Genomic DNA, 19039 nt, shown 5'->3' on the forward strand with positions numbered 1-19039 from the left:
CTTGGATACGAAAGACCGATCCCTTTCCGGGGCCTACGCATGGATCCCCATAGCCTTGGGCATCAGTTCCGGGCTCATGTTCTTTTACGAGGACGTAAGCGCCGGTGGCGTCCGTATTCGCGTCTTCGACGTTGGCGTTCTGCTCGTCGCCGGGTTCACCCTGCACATTCTCATCCGCAAGGGCGTGAGGCGTGACTGGGGCGCTTTCCTGACCGTGTATGGCTTGTACACGATCTATACCGTCTGCAATGCCGCTGTAATGACCGGAGCGAAAACTGCGATCAAAGAGGCCATCCAGTTCAGCCTGTTCGCTGTCTTTTTCCTCGCCGTTGCGAAATTCGTCGCATCCCCCAAGGCAACGTGGCGCTTCGCTTCATGGTTTTTGGGCTCGCTTTGGCTGTTGGCGTTCTGGAACGCCGCCTACCACCTGTCGCTGGGCAGCATCTCTGGCTGGAAGAACTTGGGCGACATGAAGGTTACGCACGGCGTAGTTCTGATTGTCATGGCAGCAATCGCACTGGCGTTGCCCGCGCGGCTGAAGAGAACGCAACGGCTGCTATGGTGGGGGCTGTTTCTGGTGGCCGTGCTGTTCCTGTTTCTCGCTGGCGAGCGAAAGGCGTGGCTCGCCGCGACGCCATCTTTGCTGCTGATCGTTCTGCTGTCAGATGCCGGCGGGCTTCGCTGGCAAGCGGTAAACAGGATCCTGATCGTTGCTGTGGGGTCGGCCCTCGCGGTGCTCGCGATCTTCTCGCTGGCCCCGTTCGTTCCCTATATCGACAAGCAGCTGACAAGCATCGGCGACCTGATCGGAGCACTCGCGGGAACCCAGACGTCGGCGACATCGACCCTGTCCAATCAGGGCCGGCTATTTTCGCTCAATTTCGCGATCTCGCAGTTCATGGAACATCCGGTGTTCGGAATCGGTCTCGACAACTATCTACGCGTCGTTCAACGCCTGCCAATCGAAGAGCACCTGCAGAAAGCGCCCCACAACGAGCTTTTGCGCATTGGCTCGGAGATGGGCATCGTCGGCTTGCTGACCTACGGGCTGATGCAAGTGACCATTGCGGTGAGGCTGGGCATGCTGTCCTACGCCATTCAACGGCTGACCCCGGACGAACGGCTGCGCCTGCGGATTGCGGGCGGCATTTTCGCCTTCGGGTTCATCGTGAATATCTTCCTCGCAGGTGGCGGCCTGAATGTCTTTTTCTATGTCCTGCCCGCGGGTCTTGCCTATTCTATGCGCATGCCACGACGGGCGCCGGCCCGCACGCGCAAGGTTTCTGCGCGAAAATCTGCGCAGCAAGCCCCCGGATTGACCGCCAGGGCCTAAACACAAGACTTCGACACATCCACGTCACTCAGGCGCCTAAAATCACCGGCCCCTTGAACTGGTTGCCAAACCAGCAAACCCGCGGTTCGGTCGCAGCTTCGGTGCGACTGGCCCCGGCGAAGCAAGGGATGTCGGACGGATGATGATACGAAATGCAGAGCCGAGATGTGCCTCCAGCCTGCACCGCCGGGTGGATAACGGAAAAGCCGATGGGTGGTTCCAAGTCACTGGCTGTCGACCTCACCTGCCCTGCCCGACCGTGTCCCGCCCGATCCGGGAGGTGACAGCATGGTGACATCACCCGCACCGCAACCGGACCAGATCATCAACGTCAGCGATTTCGGAACCGTCGGCGACGGAAGCTACCATTCCGTAAGGGAATGGCTCGTCGGCGGCGCGCTTGATATGGGCTACGAGAACCTGCGCGCCATCCAGCAGGACTATCCATGCGTGACCTCGCTGGACGACAGCATCGACCGCGTCGCGATCCAGACCGCGTTTGATGCACTTCCCGATGGTGGCCATATCCAGTTCGAGGCGGGCGCCAATTACATCTTCGACGCTCCGGTCCTTGTCGAAGGAAAATCCCTGAGCGCGGACATGACCGGCGCCACCGTGACGATGGCGGCCGACAGTTCTTACAATGCCTTCCGGATCGCTGGCACAGACGCAGAGAAGCTTGAGTTCGTGAAATGGACCGGCGGCACCATCGACGGCAACAATGACGAGATCGACTGGCCCGGCTCGGACCGCCCGGACACGGAATTCATCGTGATCGGCGACGAGACCGACCGCGACCTGAGGGATACGCCTGATATCTGGCGCTATGAAGGCGAGGTGGTCGACCACAACACCGCGCTGTGGAACTCGTATCAGGTCTTCGGCAACAACGGCTTGCTGGGCATCCACAACGCGGAAACCGCCCTTGTCGACGGTGTCACCCTGATCGACCCAGTGTCCGACGGGATTGTCCTATCCAACGTGGTGGATGGGACGATTGCCAACAGCCTTGCCTACGGCGGGGCACCGCTTGAGTTCATGGAGACTCTGGAACTGTACGGGCGCGGCACCCAAAGCACGTATTTCAAAGGCCGGCAGGTCGAAACCGACACATTCGACGGTGGTACGTTCACCGTCATCGACTCCCACACCAAGGGCGGCAGCATCGGCATCGCGATGTCCACGCCGGGGCAGCAGGACGTGCTGCCCAATTCCAAGATCGTCGTCGAAGACTCCTCGGTGACGAACGCCCTGATGGAAGGGATCCACATAGAGCACTCGACCTTCGTCGAGATCTACGGCACCGACCTCATCCGCACCGATCTTGAGTTCAGGACGAACATCCACATCGGCAACGGTACCGAATACGCCATTCTCGAAGACGTTCAGGCACTTGGCACCTACATCACGTTCCGCGAGGCGAGCAATCTCGTGGAAGGCAAGGTCATCAACACTACGGTGATCAACGACGACCCCAACATCGCGAATGCGATCCAGAACGCGACCCATGTCATCGGGTCCTACGTCGAAACGGCGGGCGAGGCCGCGATCCTTGCGGACAACGTGATCGACACGACAATCGCCCGGTTTACCACGACAGGCATACGCAAGGCCTATGTGGTCGAAGGTGTGACCATCGACAACGCGCTTGGCGGTGGCGGCGGCATCGGCATGGCGAACTACACCGGCGGAGAAATCGTCAACTCGACCTTCAGCAACCTTGAGCGGGGGTTCCTGCTGGTCTCGGGCAGCGTCAAGGTGACGGACAGCGTCTTCGAAAACATTCAGACGAACGCGATCCAGCATACCGACGTCGGCACCATCGAGATCTATGGCTCCACCTTCATCAACTACGGCACCGAAGCAGTTGAAGAACTGAAAAGCCACGCGGTCACCGGGCTAAGGACGTACCACACCGCAGAAACGATCATCATCGACGACAGCACCCAGTTCATCAGCGACGCCGAGAATGCCGCGTTCCGGGAAACCGATGAAATCCAAATCGTCGAGGCCGCCGAGGTGGCCGCGGAAGACTCGGGTTTCACCAGCGGCACGGCAGATGCGATTGCCGCAAGCGAGGATGAAAACCGGATCGACGGATCGGCGGGCGACGACACGATCCGGGGCCGCAATGGTGACGATCACATCTACGGCGACGACGGCAACGACCACATCCGAGGCGGTGCGCAGAACGACCTGCTGGACGGCGGACGGGGCAATGACTCGCTTGCGGGCGAGAACGGCCGCGACACGCTGATCGGGGGTGACGGCGACGACACGCTGGAGGGCGGCGCGCACAACGACGAGATCCACGACGGCGACGGGAACGACCGTATCCACACCGGATCGGGCGCAGACACCGTCTATCTTGGTGCGGGGGCCGATACACTGGTCTTCAAAGCCGCAGATGTCGGTCAGACCGACCGGATTTTCGGCTTCAACGCTGCCGAGGGTGACGGTCTTGATCTGACCGGCCTGTTCGAAACGTCGCCCGGCGTCCCGTTCGACTTGGGGGATCACGTGACCATCGTAGACAAGGGAGACGGCGTGTTCGTTCTGTTCGCCGATCGCGATGGAGCCGCCGGCCCGGAAGATCCCGTCAAGCTTGCGGCGTTCTACGACACGCTCGGGGGACTTTCGCTCGACCTGTTGGTCACAAGCGAACAGGTCGATTTCTGAGCCCCAGGATCCACGGCGCACTGCGCGGCAACTGCTCCAACCCTTCACAAGCGCCCGGCTGGACATTTTTCGCCGGGCGCCTGCGTAATGGCCGCCGATGTCCTTACGCCAAGCGCTTCTGTCTCGGCCAATCGTGCAAACGACCACTTTCGCCCCTGTGCCTTGACACACTGGCATCGCGCAACACGGTTAGACCCTAGCCCGCGGTTGATATCGTGGCCCGGATGCAGGCAACTCGAGAGTGTCTCTGATCATGCAGGACGTAGTCATTCTCGGCGGAGGCGTGTCGGGCTGCATCGCGGCACAGCTTTTGGCGTCGGAAGGTCTAGAGTCCGCTATCGTCGAACCACTGGCACGGCCCGGCGGCAACCACCAAAGCTGGGACCACGACGAAATGACCTTCGATGTCGGTTCGATCTTCTTTCGGACCGGCACGCCGTTCCTTCGGATGTTCCCTTTCCTTGCCGACATCTGCGTCCCCGTGAAGCCTGCCTTGCAGCGGATCGTGGACGATGGCGGGCTTTTCACTTATCCCTTTGACTTTCGGGGCGATTTTGCCGACCGGGGCGCGCTTGAGAAGCTGATGATCCTTGGCGACATCACGTTGAACAGGCTGTGGCAGCGGCGGCCCGGAACCGCCCAAGAGTTTGTGCATCATCGGATGGGCAGTCGGTTGGGCAGGACGACAGGGCTGCTGACCTATATGGAGCGTATGTTCGGCGAACCCGCTGACAGCCTGAGCATCAGCCTGGCGGACAAGCGTATGGGTCAGGTCTCGCGCGCTTCGACGCTGCGCAAGATCCGCAAGCTGATCCGGCAGGACCCCGCCCGACGAGCGAAGCCGCCGCAACACATGGTGCGCCCACAGGCCGGGTTCGCCGCCATGTACCGGCAGATTTACCAGCACCTCGAAAGCCAAGGAGTCCGGATAGACCTGGACTGCGTGATAGAGAGCATTCGCCATAGCGGAGACGGGTTCACGATCCAGACGGCTGACGGTATTCAGCAGGCGCGCGCCGTGGTGAACACGATGCCGCTGAATATTCTGTGCAACCTTGCAGATATTCCCGTCGCGAGGGCGCTGCCGCAGGTCTCGCTCAAAACGGTATGCTGCAGTTTTCGTGGCGATCGCAATTTCGATGGCAACGTGCTTTACAACTTCCTATCGACCGGGATGTGGAAACGGATGACGGTTCATTCGGACTTCTACGGAAAGACGCCCGACGGACGCGCCTATATGAGCGTCGAGTTCCCTTACAGATCTGAAATCGCCTCGGACATCGCGCTGCTTGAAGACCTGCGATCCTCGACCCGGAGCGTTGGTCTCTTCGACGGCGACCTGCAGATGGCAGGGTCTCATGTGACGCCCTACGCCTATCCGGTCCCGACGATCGCGAACGAACGCACCTCGGCCGAGATGCTGGAGGCAATCACTGCCTTTGGTATTTGCAGCGTAGGGCGGCAGGGACGTTACGATTACATCCCGTCCGCCAACAAGGCCGTCAACGCCGTGACCCGAATCCTGAACGCATCGATGACGCGTCCGGAGGGGACCCCTTGAACCATCACCCCCGCTCACCGCACCGGGTGCCGCCTTCCGAGTGCGCCCTTACCGTCAGCCGCGCTCGGCGGGGGCTGTGGTGCGGGGTCTGCGGATCAGGGATTGCAGCGTGTAGACCAGAACGGCGAAGCCGACTGCGCCGGCGGCGGCGATGCCAAGCAGCACGATCCAGTCGATCGGGCCGCCCATGTTGGCCAGTTCGGAATGCGTCATGTGCAGCACGAACCAGACCGCCGCCACCGCGCCCACGGGCATCGACAGCTGCGCTAGCAGGAACTTGCGCCAGCTGATGCTGCGGTCCCGGATCAGGACATAAAGATAGGCCAGCGTCACCAGAACGGCGGCGGCGACCATGCCCCAGAACAGGGCGCGTCCGAAGATTTCCTCGAAGACGGCGATCAGGGTTTCGAATGTAAGGTCTTTCATATCCCGCCCTCCTCAGGCCTTGCCGCGCAGCATCGCGTTATACGTCGCCTTCAGCGCGACTTCCTTCATCAGCCAGCTGATCCACAGCTCCTCGAGCGGCGCGATGATGCCCGGGAAGGACGGCGTCAGGTTGTTGTCGTAGTCAAACTCGACCAGCATCGCGCGGCCGATCCGGGTGATCATCGGGCACGACGTGTAACCGTTGTAGGTCTCGGTCGGGTCAGTCCCGGCGATCGCCGAGACGATCTGGTCCTCCACCACCGGCACCTGCCATTTGACCGAGGCGGCGGTCTTGCCCTTCGGCACGCCGGCCACGTCGCCAAGCGCCCAGATCTCGGGATAGCGCAGGTGGCGCAGCGTGGCCTTGTCGGCCTCGACCCAGCCCTGATCGGTCCACTTGTCGGCCCATGACAGGCCCGACTGGCGGATCACCTCGGGCGCGCGCTGCGGCGGGATCACGTGGATGTAGTCATAGTCGATCTCGGCATCGCCTGTGGGCGTGGCGAACGTGGCGCGCCGCGCGCCGGGGTCGATGGCCTTGAGGACATGCGAGTAGCCGGGCTGGATGCCACGGTCGCCAAACAGCATCCGCACCTTCTCGGACACGATGGGCACCCCGAACAGCGTGTCGTTCTGCGCGGCATAGGTGATGTCCATCTTGCCGCGCGTCCCGGCCCGGCGAGCGAGATCGTCGATCAGGAAGGTGTGCTTCAACGGCGCGCCCGCGCATTTCATCTCGGTCGCGGGGCGGTTGAAGACGCCCGTCCCCCCGGTCTCGATGAAGGTCGAGGCGGCCTTCCACGTGGCGGCGGCGTATTGCGGGCCGGCGTAAAGCGCGCCGATGCCGTTCTCGCCGACCATGTCCAGCGAGAAGCCCTCGATGGCGTCGTGATCCAGCACGAGGCCCGGCGCGACGACGAGGTAGTCATAGGACAGCGTCTGCCCGCCCTCGGTCGAGACCGTCTTTGCCTCGGGGTCGATGGCCGCCGCTTTCTCGGCGATCAGGGTGACGCCCTTCGGCAGCCAGTCCGTCGTTTCGGACACGACGTAGCCTTCAGGCTTCAGACCCGCGGCCACCAGCGTCAGGCCGGGCTGGTACAGGTGCGCCTTGCGGGGGTCGATCAGCGTGATCCGCGCCCCGTCGAGGCGGCGGACAAGCCGGTTGGCAAGGGCCGTCCCCCCTGCCCCGGCGCCGATGATGACGATGTTCGCATTGGTCTCGACCGGCGCGGCTGTGGCCTCTCCGGATGCAGCGGCCAGCGCCGCCGCGCCGGCGGCCAGCCCAAGGAAACCACGACGGTCGACGCGATGATCAAAGCTATGTGGCATCGGCGTTCTCCTCTCTCATATTGCAAATTGGGAATGTGTTTGGGCACATTCCAGCCCCAAGGCGCAAAAATCGGGGGTCGCGTCCCGTCCGGCGCCGCCGAAGTCCCGCTCCGGCGGCGCGGGGGCGGTCAGTCGAGCGGTTCGTCCTCGCCCGCCATCCGCGCATCCTCGCGCATTTCCAGCCACATCGAGTTCAGCACCGCGAACATCGCGGCCAGCGGAAGGCCAAGAAGCCAGGCAAAATACCACATGGTGAGTGTCCTTTTCAGTAGACGCTATCGGCGTTTTCGGTCACGTCGGCCTCGGTCACCTTGCCCCACAGGACTTTGTAGACCCATGCCGTGTAGGCCAGGATGATCGGCATGAAGATCACGGCGCAGACGAGCATTACGAACAGCGTCTGGTGCGAGGACGAGGCGTCCCACACGGTCAGCGAACTGTCGGGATCGACCGTCGACGGCAGGATGAACGGGAACATCGTCAGACCGACCGAGGCGATGATCCCGGTGATCGCCAGCTTGGAATACAGCAGCGTGCTGACCTCGGCGCCCGCGCGCAGCCCCCGGACGGCAAGCGCGATACCCGCGAACCCCATCAGCGGCGCGATGGCGATCCACGGACGCGCGGCATAGGCCGCGCCCCACGATCCGCCACGGGCGATCTCGGAATACAGCGGGTTGGACGGGCCGTCCGGCACGATCTCGGACACGAAGGAATAGCCGTCGATGCCCAGCATCAGCCACAGCCCGGCCAGCGCATAGCTGACCGCCGCCACCAGCCCCGCAACGGTCCCGATGGCGCGGGCGCGCTCTGCGACCGGCCCCTCGGCCTTCAGCCCGAGCCATGCCGCGCCGTGCATCAAGAGCATCGACAGCGACACGACGCCGGCGAGAAGCGCGAAGGGGTTCAGCAGGCCGAACAGCTTGCCAAGCGCACTTCCGTCGTACATCGGCATCAGGTCGGCGGTCAGGTGAAACGGCACGCCCTGCAAGACGTTGCCCACCGCCACGCCGAACACCAGCGCCGGAACCGCGCCGCCGATGAACAGCGCCCAGTCCCACGTGCTGCGCCACGTCGCGCTGTCGCGTTTGGAGCGATACTTGAACCCCACCGGCCGCAGGATCAGCGCGGCGAGGATCAGGAACATCGCCAGGTAGAAGCCCGAGAAGCTGACGGCGTACAGCGGCGGCCACGCGGCGAAGATCGCCCCGCCGCCAAGGATGAACCATACCTGGTTGCCTTCCCACACGGGGCCAACGGTGTTGATGACCACCCGCCGCTCGGTATCGGTATGGGCCACGAAGGGCAGCAGCGCGCCCACGCCCATGTCGAAGCCGTCCGTCAGCGCGAAGCCGATCAGCAGCACACCCAGCAGCAGCCACCAGATCACACGCAGGATCTCGAAAGAGATGAGTTCATACAGGATCATGTCTCTTACTCCGCGGGGGTTTGGGCAAAGGGACCCTTGCCGTCATGGGTGCGCAGGCGATGCTCGTGGCGGTCCATCCACGCATCCGTGGCGTCGACGTCCATGTAAGGGCCCTTGCGGATGTACTTCAGCATCAGGCCCATCTCGACGACGAACAGCACCGAGTAGAACGTGACGAAGCCGGCAAGCGTGAACAGAAGATCCCCGACGCTGAGATGGCTGGCCGACAACGCGGTCGGCAGCACGCCGTCCACCGTCCACGGCTGGCGGCCGAACTCGGCCACGAACCAGCCCAGCTCGGCGGCGATCCATGGCGCCGGGATGATGAAGACGGCGGTGCGCAGCGCCCAGCGGGGGAAGCGCATGCCGTGAAACGAGGCGCGGTAGAAGAAGTAAGCCATCACCGCGATGAACGAGAAGCCCAAGGCCACCATGATCCGGAACGCCCAGAACAGAGGACCAACGCCGGGAATGGTGTCAGCGGCCGCCAGCGCGATCTGCGCATCTGTCGCGTCACGCGGATCGTCGACGTAGCGTTTCAGCAGGAATGCGAAACCAAGGTCGTCGGAATGCGCCTCGAAGGCCGCGCGGACCTCGGCCGGGGCGTCCGCCCGCTGTTCGCGGATGGTCATCAGCGCGTCATAGGCAAGCAGGCCGTTGCGGATCTTGTCTTCCGCCTGATCGACAAGATCGTTGATCCCCGGGATCTCGGTGTTCAGCGACCGGGTGCCGATCAGCCCCATCACCCACGGGATCTCGATGGCGTAATGCGTCTCGCGCGCCTCGCTGTCGGGAAAGCCTATGGCGGTGAACGGCGCCGGCGCGGGATGCGTCTCCCACATCGCCTCGATTGCGGCGAGCTTCATCTTCTGGGTGTGGCTGGCCGAATAGCCGGACTCGTCGCCCAACACCACGACCGACAGGGCCGAGGCCAGACCGAAGGCCGCCGCGACCGAGATCGAGCGGCGGGCAAGATCCACGTGCCGCCCCTTCAGCAGATACCAAGCCGACACGCCCAGCACGAAGACCGACGCGGTCACATAGCCCGCCGAGACGGTGTGCACGAACTTCGCCTGCGCCACCTCGTTGAAGACCACCTCGAAGAAGCTGGTCATCTCCATCCGCATGGTGTCCGGGTTGAACACGGCCCCCACGGGGTTCTGCATCCAACCGTTCGCGATCAGGATCCACAGCGCCGAGAAGTTCGAGCCAAGCGCCACAAGCCACGTCACCACAAGGTGCGCGGTTCTCGACAGCTTGTCCCAGCCGAAGAAGAACAGCCCGACGAAGGTAGCTTCGAGGAAGAAGGCCATCAGGCCCTCGATCGCCAGCGGTGCGCCGAAGATGTCTCCGACGTAGTGGCTGTAGTAGGACCAGTTCATCCCGAACTGGAATTCCATCGTGATCCCGGTGGCCACGCCCAGCACGAAGTTGATGCCAAAGAGCGTGCCCCAGAATTTTGTCATCTGCCGCCAGATCGGGCGGCCGGTCATGACATAGACCGTCTCCATGATCGCCACGACGACGGACAGGCCCAGCGTCAGCGGTACGAACAGGAAGTGATACATGGCCGTCATCGCGAATTGCAGTCGCGACAGTTCGACGAGTCCGAGTTCCATTTCGGTTCCTCCTTCCCGCAGGGGCGAAAGTTGCCTCGCGGATGCAGATTATCGTCTTATATGCACTTTAAAGAATGTGTTCTTGATCCAGATCAACGCCGGAATTTTTATGTCCGGCGCGTCTGAAAGGGGCGCGAAAGCCAATGAAACAAGGGCCGGGCGCATGTGCGCCCGGCCCCGTGTGGTTACAGATGACGTGTCGAGAAATACCAATCGACGGTGTCATACCCCTCGCCGAGTCGCGCCTCGGCGGCGTCCGGGGTGGCGGGCGTCGGCACGATCACCGGGTCGCCGGGCACCCAGTTCTCGGGCATGGCGCATGCGTTCGCGTCGGCGGTTTGCAGCGCGACCAGCAGGCGGTGGATCTCTGCCACCGAGCGGCCGGCGTTCATCGGGTAATAGACCATCGCCCGCAGCACGCCCTCGGGGTCGATGATGAAGGTCGCGCGCACCGCCGCGGTGTCAGACGCGCCGGGCTGGATCATGCCATAGGCGGCGGCCACGGTCATGCTGAGGTCCGCGATGATCGGGAAGCGCACCTCGACACCGAACTTCTCCTTGATGTTCCGCACCCATGCGATGTGCGAATAGTGGCTGTCGATCGACAGGCCCAGCAGTTCGGTATCCAGCGCGGCGAATTCTTCCTGCCGTTTGGCGAAGGCCATGAACTCGGTCGTGCAGACCGGCGTGAAGTCGGCCGGGTGCGAGAACAGGATCAGCCACTTGCCGCGATAGTCGGCCAGCGTCCGGCGGCCTTGGGTGGTCGGAGCGTCGAAATCGGGGGCAGCTTCGTTCAGGCGGGGCATCGGGATGGGGGTTTGGTCGGTCATCGCTTGTCTCCTTCTATGTGCTTGCGTCGTCTCGATGCAGCAGAGATAGCCCCTCCCCTGTTATTATAGAAATTGATATAAATTTCGATCTTGATAGATTACCTCTATGATACCCATGCCCGCCATCACCCTCCGCCAGCTGCGGTTCCTGCTGGCCGTTTCGGAAGAGTTGAACTTCTCGCGCGCCGCCGAAGTCTGCGGCGTCACCCAGCCGACGCTCAGCGCCGGGCTGCGGGAACTGGAAGAGCGGCTGGGCGTGACCCTTGTCGAACGCTCGCGCCGGTACGTGATCATGACGGACACCGGGGCCCAGATCGCCGAGCGTGTGCGGGCGCTGCTGATCGGCGCGATGGAGATCGAGGAACTCGCCGCCGCGCATCTGCGGCCCTACGAGGGCGACCTGCGGCTGGGCGCGATCCCCACGGTTGGCCCGTTCCTGATCCCGAGGGCGCTTCCGCTGATCCGCGAACGCCTTCCCAAACTGCGGCTGTTCCTGCGCGAGGAACTGACCGACAGCCTGCTGGACGCCGTCGAGACGGGCCGCCTTGACCTGGCGGTGATCGCCCTGCCCTACGACATCGGCGGGCTGCAAAGCATGGCGCTGTTCGACGACGGCTATACGCTGGCCGCGTCGGTGCAGCGAACAAAGCCGCCGACACTGGAGGGCGGGCAGCTTTTGCTGCTGGAGAAGGGGCACTGTCTTCAGCGGCACGCCCTGTCCGCCTATCCCGAGCGGCACCTTGTCCGCGACGAGACCTTCGCGGCAACAAGCCTGACGACGCTGGTGTCGATGGTCAGCGAGGGGCTGGGGATCACCCTGCTGCCCAACCTCGCCGTGTCCTCGGGGTTCGTGGCGCAGTACAACATCGCACTGACCCCGCTGCCCGACGCCTGCCCGCGCCATGTCGTGCTGGTCTGGCGAAAGACATCGCCGCGCGCAGAGGTCTTTGCGGAAATCGGCGAGGTGCTGCGCGCGTCGTATCTTGCGATTCAAAATCAGGCGCACAGCGCGTGACGCGGCCAAGGGCCCCGCGCTGCCGGTTGCCGGGCTATGCCGCTTTCAGAAGATCGCGCAGGGCCGGTTCCTTCTTGGGCTTCCGGTCGATCCTGCGCAGCAATTCGGCCAATTCGGGCTCGTGTACGGACTTCGCGGCGGACTTGGCCGAGAACCAGCGGCGCTTGCGCTCTTTCCGCTCTTTCCAATCGCGTTTCAGCTTCTGGACGATCATTGGATAGACGCGAACCCGGCAATGCACGACCGAGCCGTCGTCCATCACCTTGTCGTAGTGATAGCTGCCGATGGACTGGCGCGAGATGCGGCCCTTCGCGCCCGCCTCTTCCAGCGCCTCGATCTCGGCGGCGGCCCATGGCTTCTTGCCGTCCATCGTCCAGCCCTTCGGCATCACCCAGCGCCCGGTCTCGCGCGAGGTGACCATCAGCACCTGAAGCTCGCCCTTGCTGCTGTAGCGCAGCGGCAGCGCCGCGATCTGTTCAGCGGGCTCGGTCATGCCTCGGCCTTCCTCTTGCGGCGCGGGCGGTCCTTGGGCGGCGCGTCCGCCTGCGGGCGCGCGATGCGGCTGGACAGCAGGTCGCCCGCCTCTTCCGCGATCGGATAGGCGATGAAGCACAGCGCCGTGTTCACAAGCTTCAGCGCGCGGATCGTCTCCTGATGCAGGTTGCTGGTCTCAAGCGTTTCGGACCCGCCCTGCCGCAGACGTTCAAGGTGGCGCTCTTGCAGATCCCGTTCGATCTGGCGGACGCGGTCCTTCTGTTCCAGCAGTTGCCGCGCCACGTCGGCGTCGTCCGACATCAGCACATCAAGCGCAAGCTGTGCATTGGCGACGACGAGGTCGTGGAAATCCTCAAGGTCGCGCCAGCCATCCTTCGAGAACGACAGCCCCTCGGTCCGCATCCGGCGGGCCATGCCCATCAGGTCGGTCGAGATCCTGTCCCCCGCGTCTTCAAGGTTGTTGGCGACCGAGACAAGGTCCATCGCGCGGCGGCGCTGATCCTCGGACAGGTCGCGTTCCTGCAAACGGGCAAGGAACAGCTTCGACTGGAAATGCATCCGGTCGACGTCATCCTCGGCCAGCCGGATCGCGTCGGCCACGTCATCGTCCCACGCGCGGTACAGGGCCAGCGCGGGCACCAGCATCGCCGCGACCCGTTCCGCCATGCGCAGCGTCTCGCGCCCCGCCGCGGCCAGCGCGCGTTCCGGCTGGTCCAGCGCGCCCTGGTCCAGCGCGGGGATCGGCGCGGTCAGGTCGCCGCCCGTTCCGTCGCGCAGCGCACCACCGACGGCGCGGGTGACCATGCCGGTCAGCGGCAGGCCAAGCACCAGCAGCACCGCGTTGAACGCGAGGTGGAAGTTGATCACCTGCCGGTACTCCGCGGCCCCCAGCGGCGACAGGTCGGGCTGCAGGAACACAAGGGCCGCCAGCAGCAGGATGGCGCCGCCGCCGCGCAGAACCAGGTTCGACATCACCACCCGCCGCGCCGCGACCGGCATCGACAGCGTCAGGATCACCGGGATCATCGCGCCCCCAAGGTTCGCGCCCAGCACCATCGCCGCGCCCGCCGACACGGAAAGCACGCCCGCCGCCACGAAGGTCACGAACATCAGTACGGCGGCGAGGCTTGAATGCACCGCGTAGGCCAGCACGCCGCCGATCACGAAGGCCGAGACCGCGTCGCCCTCGAGATAGCCGACCAGGGTCGCGACGACGGGGCTGTCCTTCAGCGGTTCGGTCGCAAGCTGGATCATGTCGAGAGAGACGAACACCAGCGCCAGCCCGATCAGCACCCGCCCCGTCTGCCGTACCGCCCGCCGCCGGGCGCGAAGGAACATCAGCGTTCCGGCCAGAAACAGCAACGGCTCGATCCAGTCGGCGCGGACCAGAAGGATCTGCGCCGCGATGGCCGAACCAAGGTCCGCCCCCAGCAGGATCGCCAGCCCGCCCGCGGCGGCCAGCCCGCCCGATATGGTGAAGCCCGCGACGATAAGGGCGACGGCGGTCGAGCTTTGCAGAAGGATCGCCGCCAGTAGCCCGCTTCCGGCGGTCAGCACCCGCGAGCGTTCGGACCGGCGCAGGGCAAGGCGAAGCTGTGGCAGGAATGCACGTTCCACCCCCGTGCGGATCAGCCGGACGGACCAGATCAGCAGGGCGGCGGCGCCCGCGAGATGCAGCAGGAACAGCATCATGCCGGCACCCGCCCGACCGGGTCCGCCGCATGCCCTTCAGGACATCCGCCCGCCCGGTTTCCCAGTCTGCGCAGATCGCCGTGCGTGATGCTCACCTCGTTGCCTTCCCGCGTCAAAGCGGACTCGTTGTATCGTTGATCTGCAAGGATAACACCAAAGTTGCGTGGATATTTCAACAAAAACGACATGAAAAAAGTGGCAATTCCCTCGAAATCTTTCTTGATGGGATACCCGATGTCAAATTAACAATGCATTAAGACAGGAGTCTGAATGGCACTTACCGAAGACACCTTGGAGCAGCCGCGCGCCCGATTGCGGAAGTCCGAGAGGCGCGAGCAGATCCTGATGGAACTGCGTCTGCACTCTCACATCCGCATCTCGGACATCGCCGAGCGTTTCGGGGTTTCCTCGGAAACGGTCCGCCGCGATCTCGACAAGCTGTCGAAGGACGGGCTGATCAACCGCGCCCACGGCGTCGCCTCTGCCGCAAGCCGCCACTATCCGGATTTCAACGAACGCAGTCTCGCCCGGCTGGGAGAGCGCGAGGCGATCGGACGCCACGCCGCCAGCCTTGTGGAACCCGGCGAGACGATCCTGATCGATTCCGGGTCCACCACCGTCGAACTGGCCCGGTTCCTTGCCTATAACAACACCCCCTGCACTGCGATCACCAACAGCCTGACGGTGGCGATGACGCTTGGCGCCAGCGAGGCCGCCGAGGTGATCCTGTGTCCCGGCGACTACCTGCCGTCCGAGGCGGCGGTGGTCGGCACCGACACGCTGGAGTTCATCGACCGCATGCGCGTCGACCGCTGCCTGATCGGCGCGTCGGCCCTGACCGAGGAAGGCGTTTCGGAAACCGTGCGGGGGTTCGCGGCCGTCAAGCGCGCCATGCTGCGCAGCGCCGGGACGTCGCATCTTCTGGTGGACAGCGAGAAGTTCGGCCGCGTCGGCATGACCCGCGTGGCGCGCCTGGACGAAATCAATTCGGTCGTCGTCGACCGGACGCCCGACACCGGCCTGGAGGAGGCCATGTCGGCAGCAGGAGTAGAGATACTCGTAGCGGCCTGATCCGAACACCGGACAGGCCGGAACAGATGGGCGGAAAGCCCGGCATGGAATGGGAGGAGAATCCATGATCGACAAGCTGAAACTGCCGCTTGCAGGCGCATTGCTGGCGTCGGCGGCCCTTGCCTGGACGCCCGCCGCGGCGCAGGACTGCCCGCGCGGCGATCTCGACGCGCGCTATTGCGACGAGGATGGCGACTTGATCGCCGATATCCCGACCGACGAGTCGCAACTGATCGACCCCGACACCCTGATCTTTGCCTACACGCCGGTTGAAGATCCCGCCGTCTACAAGACCGCCTGGTCCGACTTCCTGACCTATCTCGAGGAAGTCACCGGCAAGGACGTGATGTTCTTCCCGGTCCAGTCGAACGCCGCCCAGATCGAGGCGATGCGCTCGGGCCGTCTGCACATCGCGGGCTTCAACACCGGGTCCAACCCGCTGGCCGTCAACTGCGCCGGGTTCCGCCCGTTCACCATCATGGCGTCCGCGGACGGCAACTTCGGCTACGAGATGGAGATCATCACCTACCCCGGCTCGGGCATCGAGAAGGTCGAGGACATCGCCGGCAAGCAGCTGGCCTTCACCTCGCCGACGTCGAACTCTGGCTTCAAGGCGCCGTCGGCGATCCTGAAGGCGGATTACGACATGATCCCCGACCGCGACTTCGAGCCGGTCTTCTCGGGCAAGCACGACAACTCGATCCTCGGTGTCGCGAACCAGGACTACCCGGCGGCCTCGATCGCCAACTCGGTCATGAACCGGATGATCGAGCGCGAGGTGATCTCGGCCGATCAGGTGGTGTCGCTGTACAAGTCGCAGACCTTCCCCACCACCGGCTTCGGCACCGTCTACAACCTGACGCCCGAGTTGCAGGAGAAGATCAAGGAAGCGTTCTTCACCTTCGACTGGGAAGGCACCACGCTTGAGGCCGAATTCTCGAAGTCCAACGAGGCCCAGTTCCTCGAGATGAACTACAAGGACTTCTGGGACGTGATCCGCAAGATCGATGCGGCCAACGGTGTCAGCTACGCGTGCGAGTGACGCACACCGGGCGGTCCCCCAAGGGACCGCCCGACCCTTCAGAAATGCAGAATGTCATCAAGATGCGGGAAACGCCCATGTTGCGGCTTGAGAAGCTGGTCAAGACATACAAAACCGGCGACCAGGCGCTGAAAGCGGTCGACCTTGAGGTTCCGAGCGGTCAGGTTCTGGCGCTGATCGGACCCTCGGGCGCCGGTAAATCCACCCTGATCCGGTGCATCAACCGGTTGGTCGAACCCACGTCGGGCAAGGTCTGGCTGGGCGATACGGAACTGACCGGCCTGTCGCAGTCGGCCCTGCGCCGCGCGCGCCGGAAGATGGGCATGATCTTCCAGGAATACGCGCTGGTGGAACGGCTGTCGGTGATGGAGAACGTCCTGTCCGGCCGGTTGGGCTATGTCGGGTTCTGGCGGTCCTTCACCCGCCGCTATCCCCAGGCTGACGTGGACGAGGCGTTCCGCCTGCTGGACCGCGTGGGCCTTTTGCATATGGCCGACAAGCGCGCCGACGAACTGTCGGGCGGCCAGCGTCAGCGGGTCGGCATCTGCCGCGCGCTGATCCAGAACCCCGAGCTGCTGCTGGTGGACGAACCCACCGCTTCGCTGGACCCCAAGACCAGCCGCCAGATCATGCGGCTGATCTGCGAGCTGTGCGAGGAACGCGGGCTGGCGGCGATCATCAACATCCACGACGTCGCGCTGGCGCAGCGCTTTGTGCAGCGGGTCATCGGCCTGCGGTTCGGCGCCATCGAATTCGACGGCAAGCCCGACGCCCTGACGCCCGACGTGCTGACCACGATTTACGGCGAGGAAGACTGGGAGGCCACGATCCAGAAGGTCGAGGAAGACGAGGTTGCTGCGGAATGAGCACCTCGTCCCTGCACACGCACCGCGAACTGGACGACATGCTTGGCACGCGGTGGCGCAAGCCGAAGCTGGTCAAGCAGACATGGCTGCGATGGGCCCTGTGGATCGGTCTTGTCGCCTATCTGATCGCTGCCGTCCTGACGATCCCGGTGGACTGGAGCCGCGTCTACGAGGGGCTGGACCGGGGCTGGCAGTTCGTGCTGGCCTTCATGACGCCCGACTTCGTCACCCGCGCGGCGGACATCCGCGACGGCATGCTGGAATCGATCATCATGACCATCGCGGCCTCGGTGGTGGGCATCGCCATCTCGATTCCCATCGGACTGGGCGCCGCCCGCAACATCGCGCCGCTGCCGGTCTACATGATCTGCCGCGGCATCGTGGCGGTCAGCCGCGCGCTACAGGAAATCATCGTCGCGATCCTGCTGGTGGCGATCTTCGGCTTCGGTCCGCTGGCGGGTTTCTTGACCCTGTCCTTCGCGACCATCGGCTTCCTGTCGAAGCTTCTGGCCGAGGACATCGAAAGCATGGACCGCGTGCAGGCAGAGGCGATCCGATCGTCGGGTGCAAGCTGGATGCAATGGATCAACTATGGCGTCCAACCGCAGGTAATGCCAAGACTTATCGGTCTTTCGATGTACCGTCTGGATATCAACTTCCGCGAAAGCGCGATCCTGGGCCTTGTCGGCGCGGGGGGCATCGGGGCGACGCTGAACACCGCGTTCGACCGCTATGAATACGACACCGCCGCGGCCATTCTCATCATCATCATCGTGATCGTCATGGGGCTGGAGTACCTATCCGGCCTGATCCGCGCGAGGGTTCAGTAATGCCTGTCTACGAAACCGCGGGCAGCCCGCCGATCTGGCGCCGCCGCAACCGCAATCAGGCGCTGGCCCACTGGGCGGTGTGGCTGACCGGCACGGCGATCTTCGTCTATTGCTGGATGCAGATCTCGGGCGCGACCACGTGGTTCTTCGTCTGGGACGCGCCGCGTATCGCGGGCGACATCTGGGACCGCGCGACGCCGCCGAGGTGGGAATACATCACCCAGCTTGGCCGTCCGATCTGGGACACGCTGAACATCGCGACGCTGGGCACCATGATCGCCCTGTGTTTCGCGGTGCCGGTCGCGTTCCTTGCCGCGCGCAACACCACGCCCTCGCGCTATATCGTCCGGCCCATCGCGCTGCTGATCATCGTGTCGACCCGGTCGATCAACTCGCTGATCTGGGCGCTGCTGCTGATCGCGATCATCGGCCCCGGTGTCTTTGCCGGTGTCGTCGCCATCGCGATCCGGTCGATCGGGTTCTGCGCCAAGCTGCTGTACGAGGCCATCGAAGAGATCGACGAGACGCAGGTCGAGGCCATCACCGCCACCGGCGCCAGCCGCTGGCAGGTCATGGCCTATGGCATCGTCCCGCAGATCCTGCCCGCCTTCGCCGGCATAGCGGTGTTCCGGTGGGACATCAACATCCGCGAAAGTACCGTGCTGGGCCTTGTCGGCGCGGGCGGTATCGGGCTTCAGCTGAACGCCTCGCTGAACGTGCTGGCATGGCCGCAGGTCAGCCTGATCCTGTTGGTGATCCTTGCCGCCGTCGTGATCAGCGAATGGGTCTCGGCCAAGGTCCGGGGTGCGATCATTTGAGACG

Annotated in this window: 18 protein-coding genes; 9 read left to right on the forward strand and 9 right to left on the reverse strand. The window is 63.9% G+C overall.

Annotation, left to right across the window (positions count from 1 at the left end; genetic code table 11):
* The first annotated feature begins 76 nt into the window (after positions 1 to 76).
* The 3 genes from ACP156_RS21215 (at position 77) to ACP156_RS21225 (ending at position 5573) form a co-directional block, all read left to right on the forward strand.
* Positions 77 to 1333: an O-antigen ligase family protein gene (locus tag ACP156_RS21215; RefSeq protein ID WP_425053389.1), complete on the forward strand. Its 1257-nt coding sequence runs from the start codon at positions 77 to 79 to the stop codon at positions 1331 to 1333.
* Between the two features lie 288 nt (positions 1334 to 1621).
* Positions 1622 to 4012, forward strand: a complete 2391-nt coding sequence (locus tag ACP156_RS21220) for a calcium-binding protein (RefSeq protein ID WP_425053390.1) — start codon at positions 1622 to 1624, stop codon at positions 4010 to 4012.
* A gap of 253 nt (positions 4013 to 4265) precedes the next feature.
* Positions 4266 to 5573 carry a protoporphyrinogen/coproporphyrinogen oxidase gene (locus ACP156_RS21225; protein WP_425053391.1) on the forward strand — a complete coding sequence of 436 codons (1308 nt, stop codon included), beginning with the start codon at positions 4266 to 4268 and terminating at the stop codon, positions 5571 to 5573.
* 54 nt (positions 5574 to 5627) lie between these two features.
* Here ACP156_RS21225 and ACP156_RS21230 read toward each other — a convergent pair whose 3' ends face one another.
* The 6 genes from ACP156_RS21230 to ACP156_RS21255 all read right to left on the reverse strand — a co-directional run bounded on the left by ACP156_RS21230 (position 5628) and on the right by ACP156_RS21255 (position 11206).
* Positions 5628 to 5999 (reverse strand): DUF5368 domain-containing protein, encoded by a 372-nt coding sequence (locus ACP156_RS21230; protein WP_425053392.1) that lies wholly within the window; start codon positions 5997 to 5999, stop codon positions 5628 to 5630.
* Between the two features lie 12 nt (positions 6000 to 6011).
* Positions 6012 to 7328, reverse strand: a complete 1317-nt coding sequence (locus ACP156_RS21235) for an NAD(P)/FAD-dependent oxidoreductase (RefSeq protein ID WP_425053393.1) — start codon at positions 7326 to 7328, stop codon at positions 6012 to 6014.
* A 128-nt stretch (positions 7329 to 7456) separates the two neighbouring features.
* Positions 7457 to 7579 carry a cytochrome bd-I oxidase subunit CydX gene (gene cydX / locus ACP156_RS21240; protein WP_425053394.1) on the reverse strand — a complete coding sequence of 41 codons (123 nt, stop codon included), beginning with the start codon at positions 7577 to 7579 and terminating at the stop codon, positions 7457 to 7459.
* Between the two features lie 14 nt (positions 7580 to 7593).
* A complete protein-coding gene (cydB, locus tag ACP156_RS21245) occupies positions 7594 to 8757 on the reverse strand; it encodes a cytochrome d ubiquinol oxidase subunit II (protein ID WP_425053395.1) in 1164 nt (387 codons plus the stop codon).
* Between the two features lie 5 nt (positions 8758 to 8762).
* A complete protein-coding gene (locus ACP156_RS21250) occupies positions 8763 to 10376 on the reverse strand; it encodes a cytochrome ubiquinol oxidase subunit I (protein ID WP_425053396.1) in 1614 nt (537 codons plus the stop codon).
* A gap of 185 nt (positions 10377 to 10561) precedes the next feature.
* On the reverse strand, positions 10562 to 11206 hold the full coding sequence (locus ACP156_RS21255) for a peroxiredoxin (RefSeq protein ID WP_425053397.1): 645 nt from the start codon (positions 11204 to 11206) through the stop codon (positions 10562 to 10564).
* A 115-nt stretch (positions 11207 to 11321) separates the two neighbouring features.
* Between ACP156_RS21255 and ACP156_RS21260 the strand changes: the two genes are divergently transcribed.
* On the forward strand, positions 11322 to 12221 hold the full coding sequence (locus ACP156_RS21260; protein ID WP_425053398.1) for a LysR substrate-binding domain-containing protein: 900 nt from the start codon (positions 11322 to 11324) through the stop codon (positions 12219 to 12221).
* A 34-nt stretch (positions 12222 to 12255) separates the two neighbouring features.
* Here the strand turns inward: ACP156_RS21260 and ACP156_RS21265 are convergent, their stop codons facing one another.
* Genes ACP156_RS21265 through ACP156_RS21275 form a run of 3 tightly spaced genes read right to left on the reverse strand, consistent with a single transcriptional unit; the run spans position 12256 to position 14596 of the window.
* Positions 12256 to 12714 (reverse strand): NUDIX hydrolase, encoded by a 459-nt coding sequence (locus ACP156_RS21265; protein ID WP_425053399.1) that lies wholly within the window; start codon positions 12712 to 12714, stop codon positions 12256 to 12258.
* Entirely contained in the window at positions 12711 to 14408 is a 1698-nt protein-coding gene (locus tag ACP156_RS21270) for a Na/Pi cotransporter family protein (RefSeq protein WP_425053400.1), read from the reverse strand. The genes ACP156_RS21265 and ACP156_RS21270 overlap by 4 nt, the downstream gene beginning before the upstream one ends.
* Entirely contained in the window at positions 14405 to 14596 is a 192-nt protein-coding gene (locus tag ACP156_RS21275; protein ID WP_425053401.1) for a hypothetical protein, read from the reverse strand. Before ACP156_RS21275 ends, ACP156_RS21270 begins: the two co-directional genes overlap by 4 nt.
* Before the next feature lie 82 nt (positions 14597 to 14678).
* Between ACP156_RS21275 and ACP156_RS21280 the strand changes: the two genes are divergently transcribed.
* The 5 genes from ACP156_RS21280 (at position 14679) to phnE (ACP156_RS21300) (ending at position 19035) form a co-directional block, all read left to right on the forward strand.
* Positions 14679 to 15479 carry a DeoR/GlpR family DNA-binding transcription regulator gene (locus ACP156_RS21280; RefSeq protein ID WP_425053402.1) on the forward strand — a complete coding sequence of 267 codons (801 nt, stop codon included), beginning with the start codon at positions 14679 to 14681 and terminating at the stop codon, positions 15477 to 15479.
* 64 nt (positions 15480 to 15543) lie between these two features.
* On the forward strand, positions 15544 to 16521 hold the full coding sequence (gene phnD, locus ACP156_RS21285; protein ID WP_425053403.1) for a phosphate/phosphite/phosphonate ABC transporter substrate-binding protein: 978 nt from the start codon (positions 15544 to 15546) through the stop codon (positions 16519 to 16521).
* Positions 16522 to 16598: 77 nt separating this feature from the next.
* Positions 16599 to 17387 (forward strand): phosphonate ABC transporter ATP-binding protein, encoded by a 789-nt coding sequence (gene phnC, locus ACP156_RS21290; protein ID WP_425053521.1) that lies wholly within the window; start codon positions 16599 to 16601, stop codon positions 17385 to 17387.
* A complete protein-coding gene (gene phnE, locus ACP156_RS21295) occupies positions 17384 to 18217 on the forward strand; it encodes a phosphonate ABC transporter, permease protein PhnE (protein ID WP_425053404.1) in 834 nt (277 codons plus the stop codon). Before phnC ends, phnE (ACP156_RS21295) begins: the two co-directional genes overlap by 4 nt.
* Positions 18217 to 19035: a phosphonate ABC transporter, permease protein PhnE gene (phnE, locus tag ACP156_RS21300; protein ID WP_425053405.1), complete on the forward strand. Its 819-nt coding sequence runs from the start codon at positions 18217 to 18219 to the stop codon at positions 19033 to 19035. The genes phnE (ACP156_RS21295) and phnE (ACP156_RS21300) overlap by 1 nt, the downstream gene beginning before the upstream one ends.
* Positions 19036 to 19039 lie beyond the last annotated feature (4 nt).

Origin of the sequence: Psychromarinibacter sp. S121 (genome assembly GCF_049801035.1) — a bacterium.
Classification (GTDB): domain Bacteria; phylum Pseudomonadota; class Alphaproteobacteria; order Rhodobacterales; family Rhodobacteraceae; genus Psychromarinibacter.

Coding starts and splice junctions, on each gene's coding strand:
- ACP156_RS21280 (WP_425053402.1), top strand. CDS start 14,679: ATGGCACTTACCGAAGACACCTTGGAGCAGCCGCGCGCCCGATTGCGG.
- ACP156_RS21235 (WP_425053393.1), bottom strand. CDS start 7,328: ATGCCACATAGCTTTGATCATCGCGTCGACCGTCGTGGTTTCCTTGGG.
- phnE (WP_425053405.1), top strand. CDS start 18,217: ATGCCTGTCTACGAAACCGCGGGCAGCCCGCCGATCTGGCGCCGCCGC.
- ACP156_RS21270 (WP_425053400.1), bottom strand. CDS start 14,408: ATGATGCTGTTCCTGCTGCATCTCGCGGGCGCCGCCGCCCTGCTGATC.
- cydB (WP_425053395.1), bottom strand. CDS start 8,757: ATGATCCTGTATGAACTCATCTCTTTCGAGATCCTGCGTGTGATCTGG.
- phnD (WP_425053403.1), top strand. CDS start 15,544: ATGATCGACAAGCTGAAACTGCCGCTTGCAGGCGCATTGCTGGCGTCG.
- cydX (WP_425053394.1), bottom strand. CDS start 7,579: ATGTGGTATTTTGCCTGGCTTCTTGGCCTTCCGCTGGCCGCGATGTTC.
- ACP156_RS21230 (WP_425053392.1), bottom strand. CDS start 5,999: ATGAAAGACCTTACATTCGAAACCCTGATCGCCGTCTTCGAGGAAATC.
- ACP156_RS21275 (WP_425053401.1), bottom strand. CDS start 14,596: ATGTCGTTTTTGTTGAAATATCCACGCAACTTTGGTGTTATCCTTGCA.
- ACP156_RS21220 (WP_425053390.1), top strand. CDS start 1,622: ATGGTGACATCACCCGCACCGCAACCGGACCAGATCATCAACGTCAGC.
- ACP156_RS21215 (WP_425053389.1), top strand. CDS start 77: ATGTTCTTTTACGAGGACGTAAGCGCCGGTGGCGTCCGTATTCGCGTC.
- ACP156_RS21265 (WP_425053399.1), bottom strand. CDS start 12,714: ATGACCGAGCCCGCTGAACAGATCGCGGCGCTGCCGCTGCGCTACAGC.
- ACP156_RS21260 (WP_425053398.1), top strand. CDS start 11,322: ATGCCCGCCATCACCCTCCGCCAGCTGCGGTTCCTGCTGGCCGTTTCG.
- ACP156_RS21250 (WP_425053396.1), bottom strand. CDS start 10,376: ATGGAACTCGGACTCGTCGAACTGTCGCGACTGCAATTCGCGATGACG.
- ACP156_RS21225 (WP_425053391.1), top strand. CDS start 4,266: ATGCAGGACGTAGTCATTCTCGGCGGAGGCGTGTCGGGCTGCATCGCG.
- phnE (WP_425053404.1), top strand. CDS start 17,384: ATGAGCACCTCGTCCCTGCACACGCACCGCGAACTGGACGACATGCTT.
- phnC (WP_425053521.1), top strand. CDS start 16,599: ATGTTGCGGCTTGAGAAGCTGGTCAAGACATACAAAACCGGCGACCAG.
- ACP156_RS21255 (WP_425053397.1), bottom strand. CDS start 11,206: ATGACCGACCAAACCCCCATCCCGATGCCCCGCCTGAACGAAGCTGCC.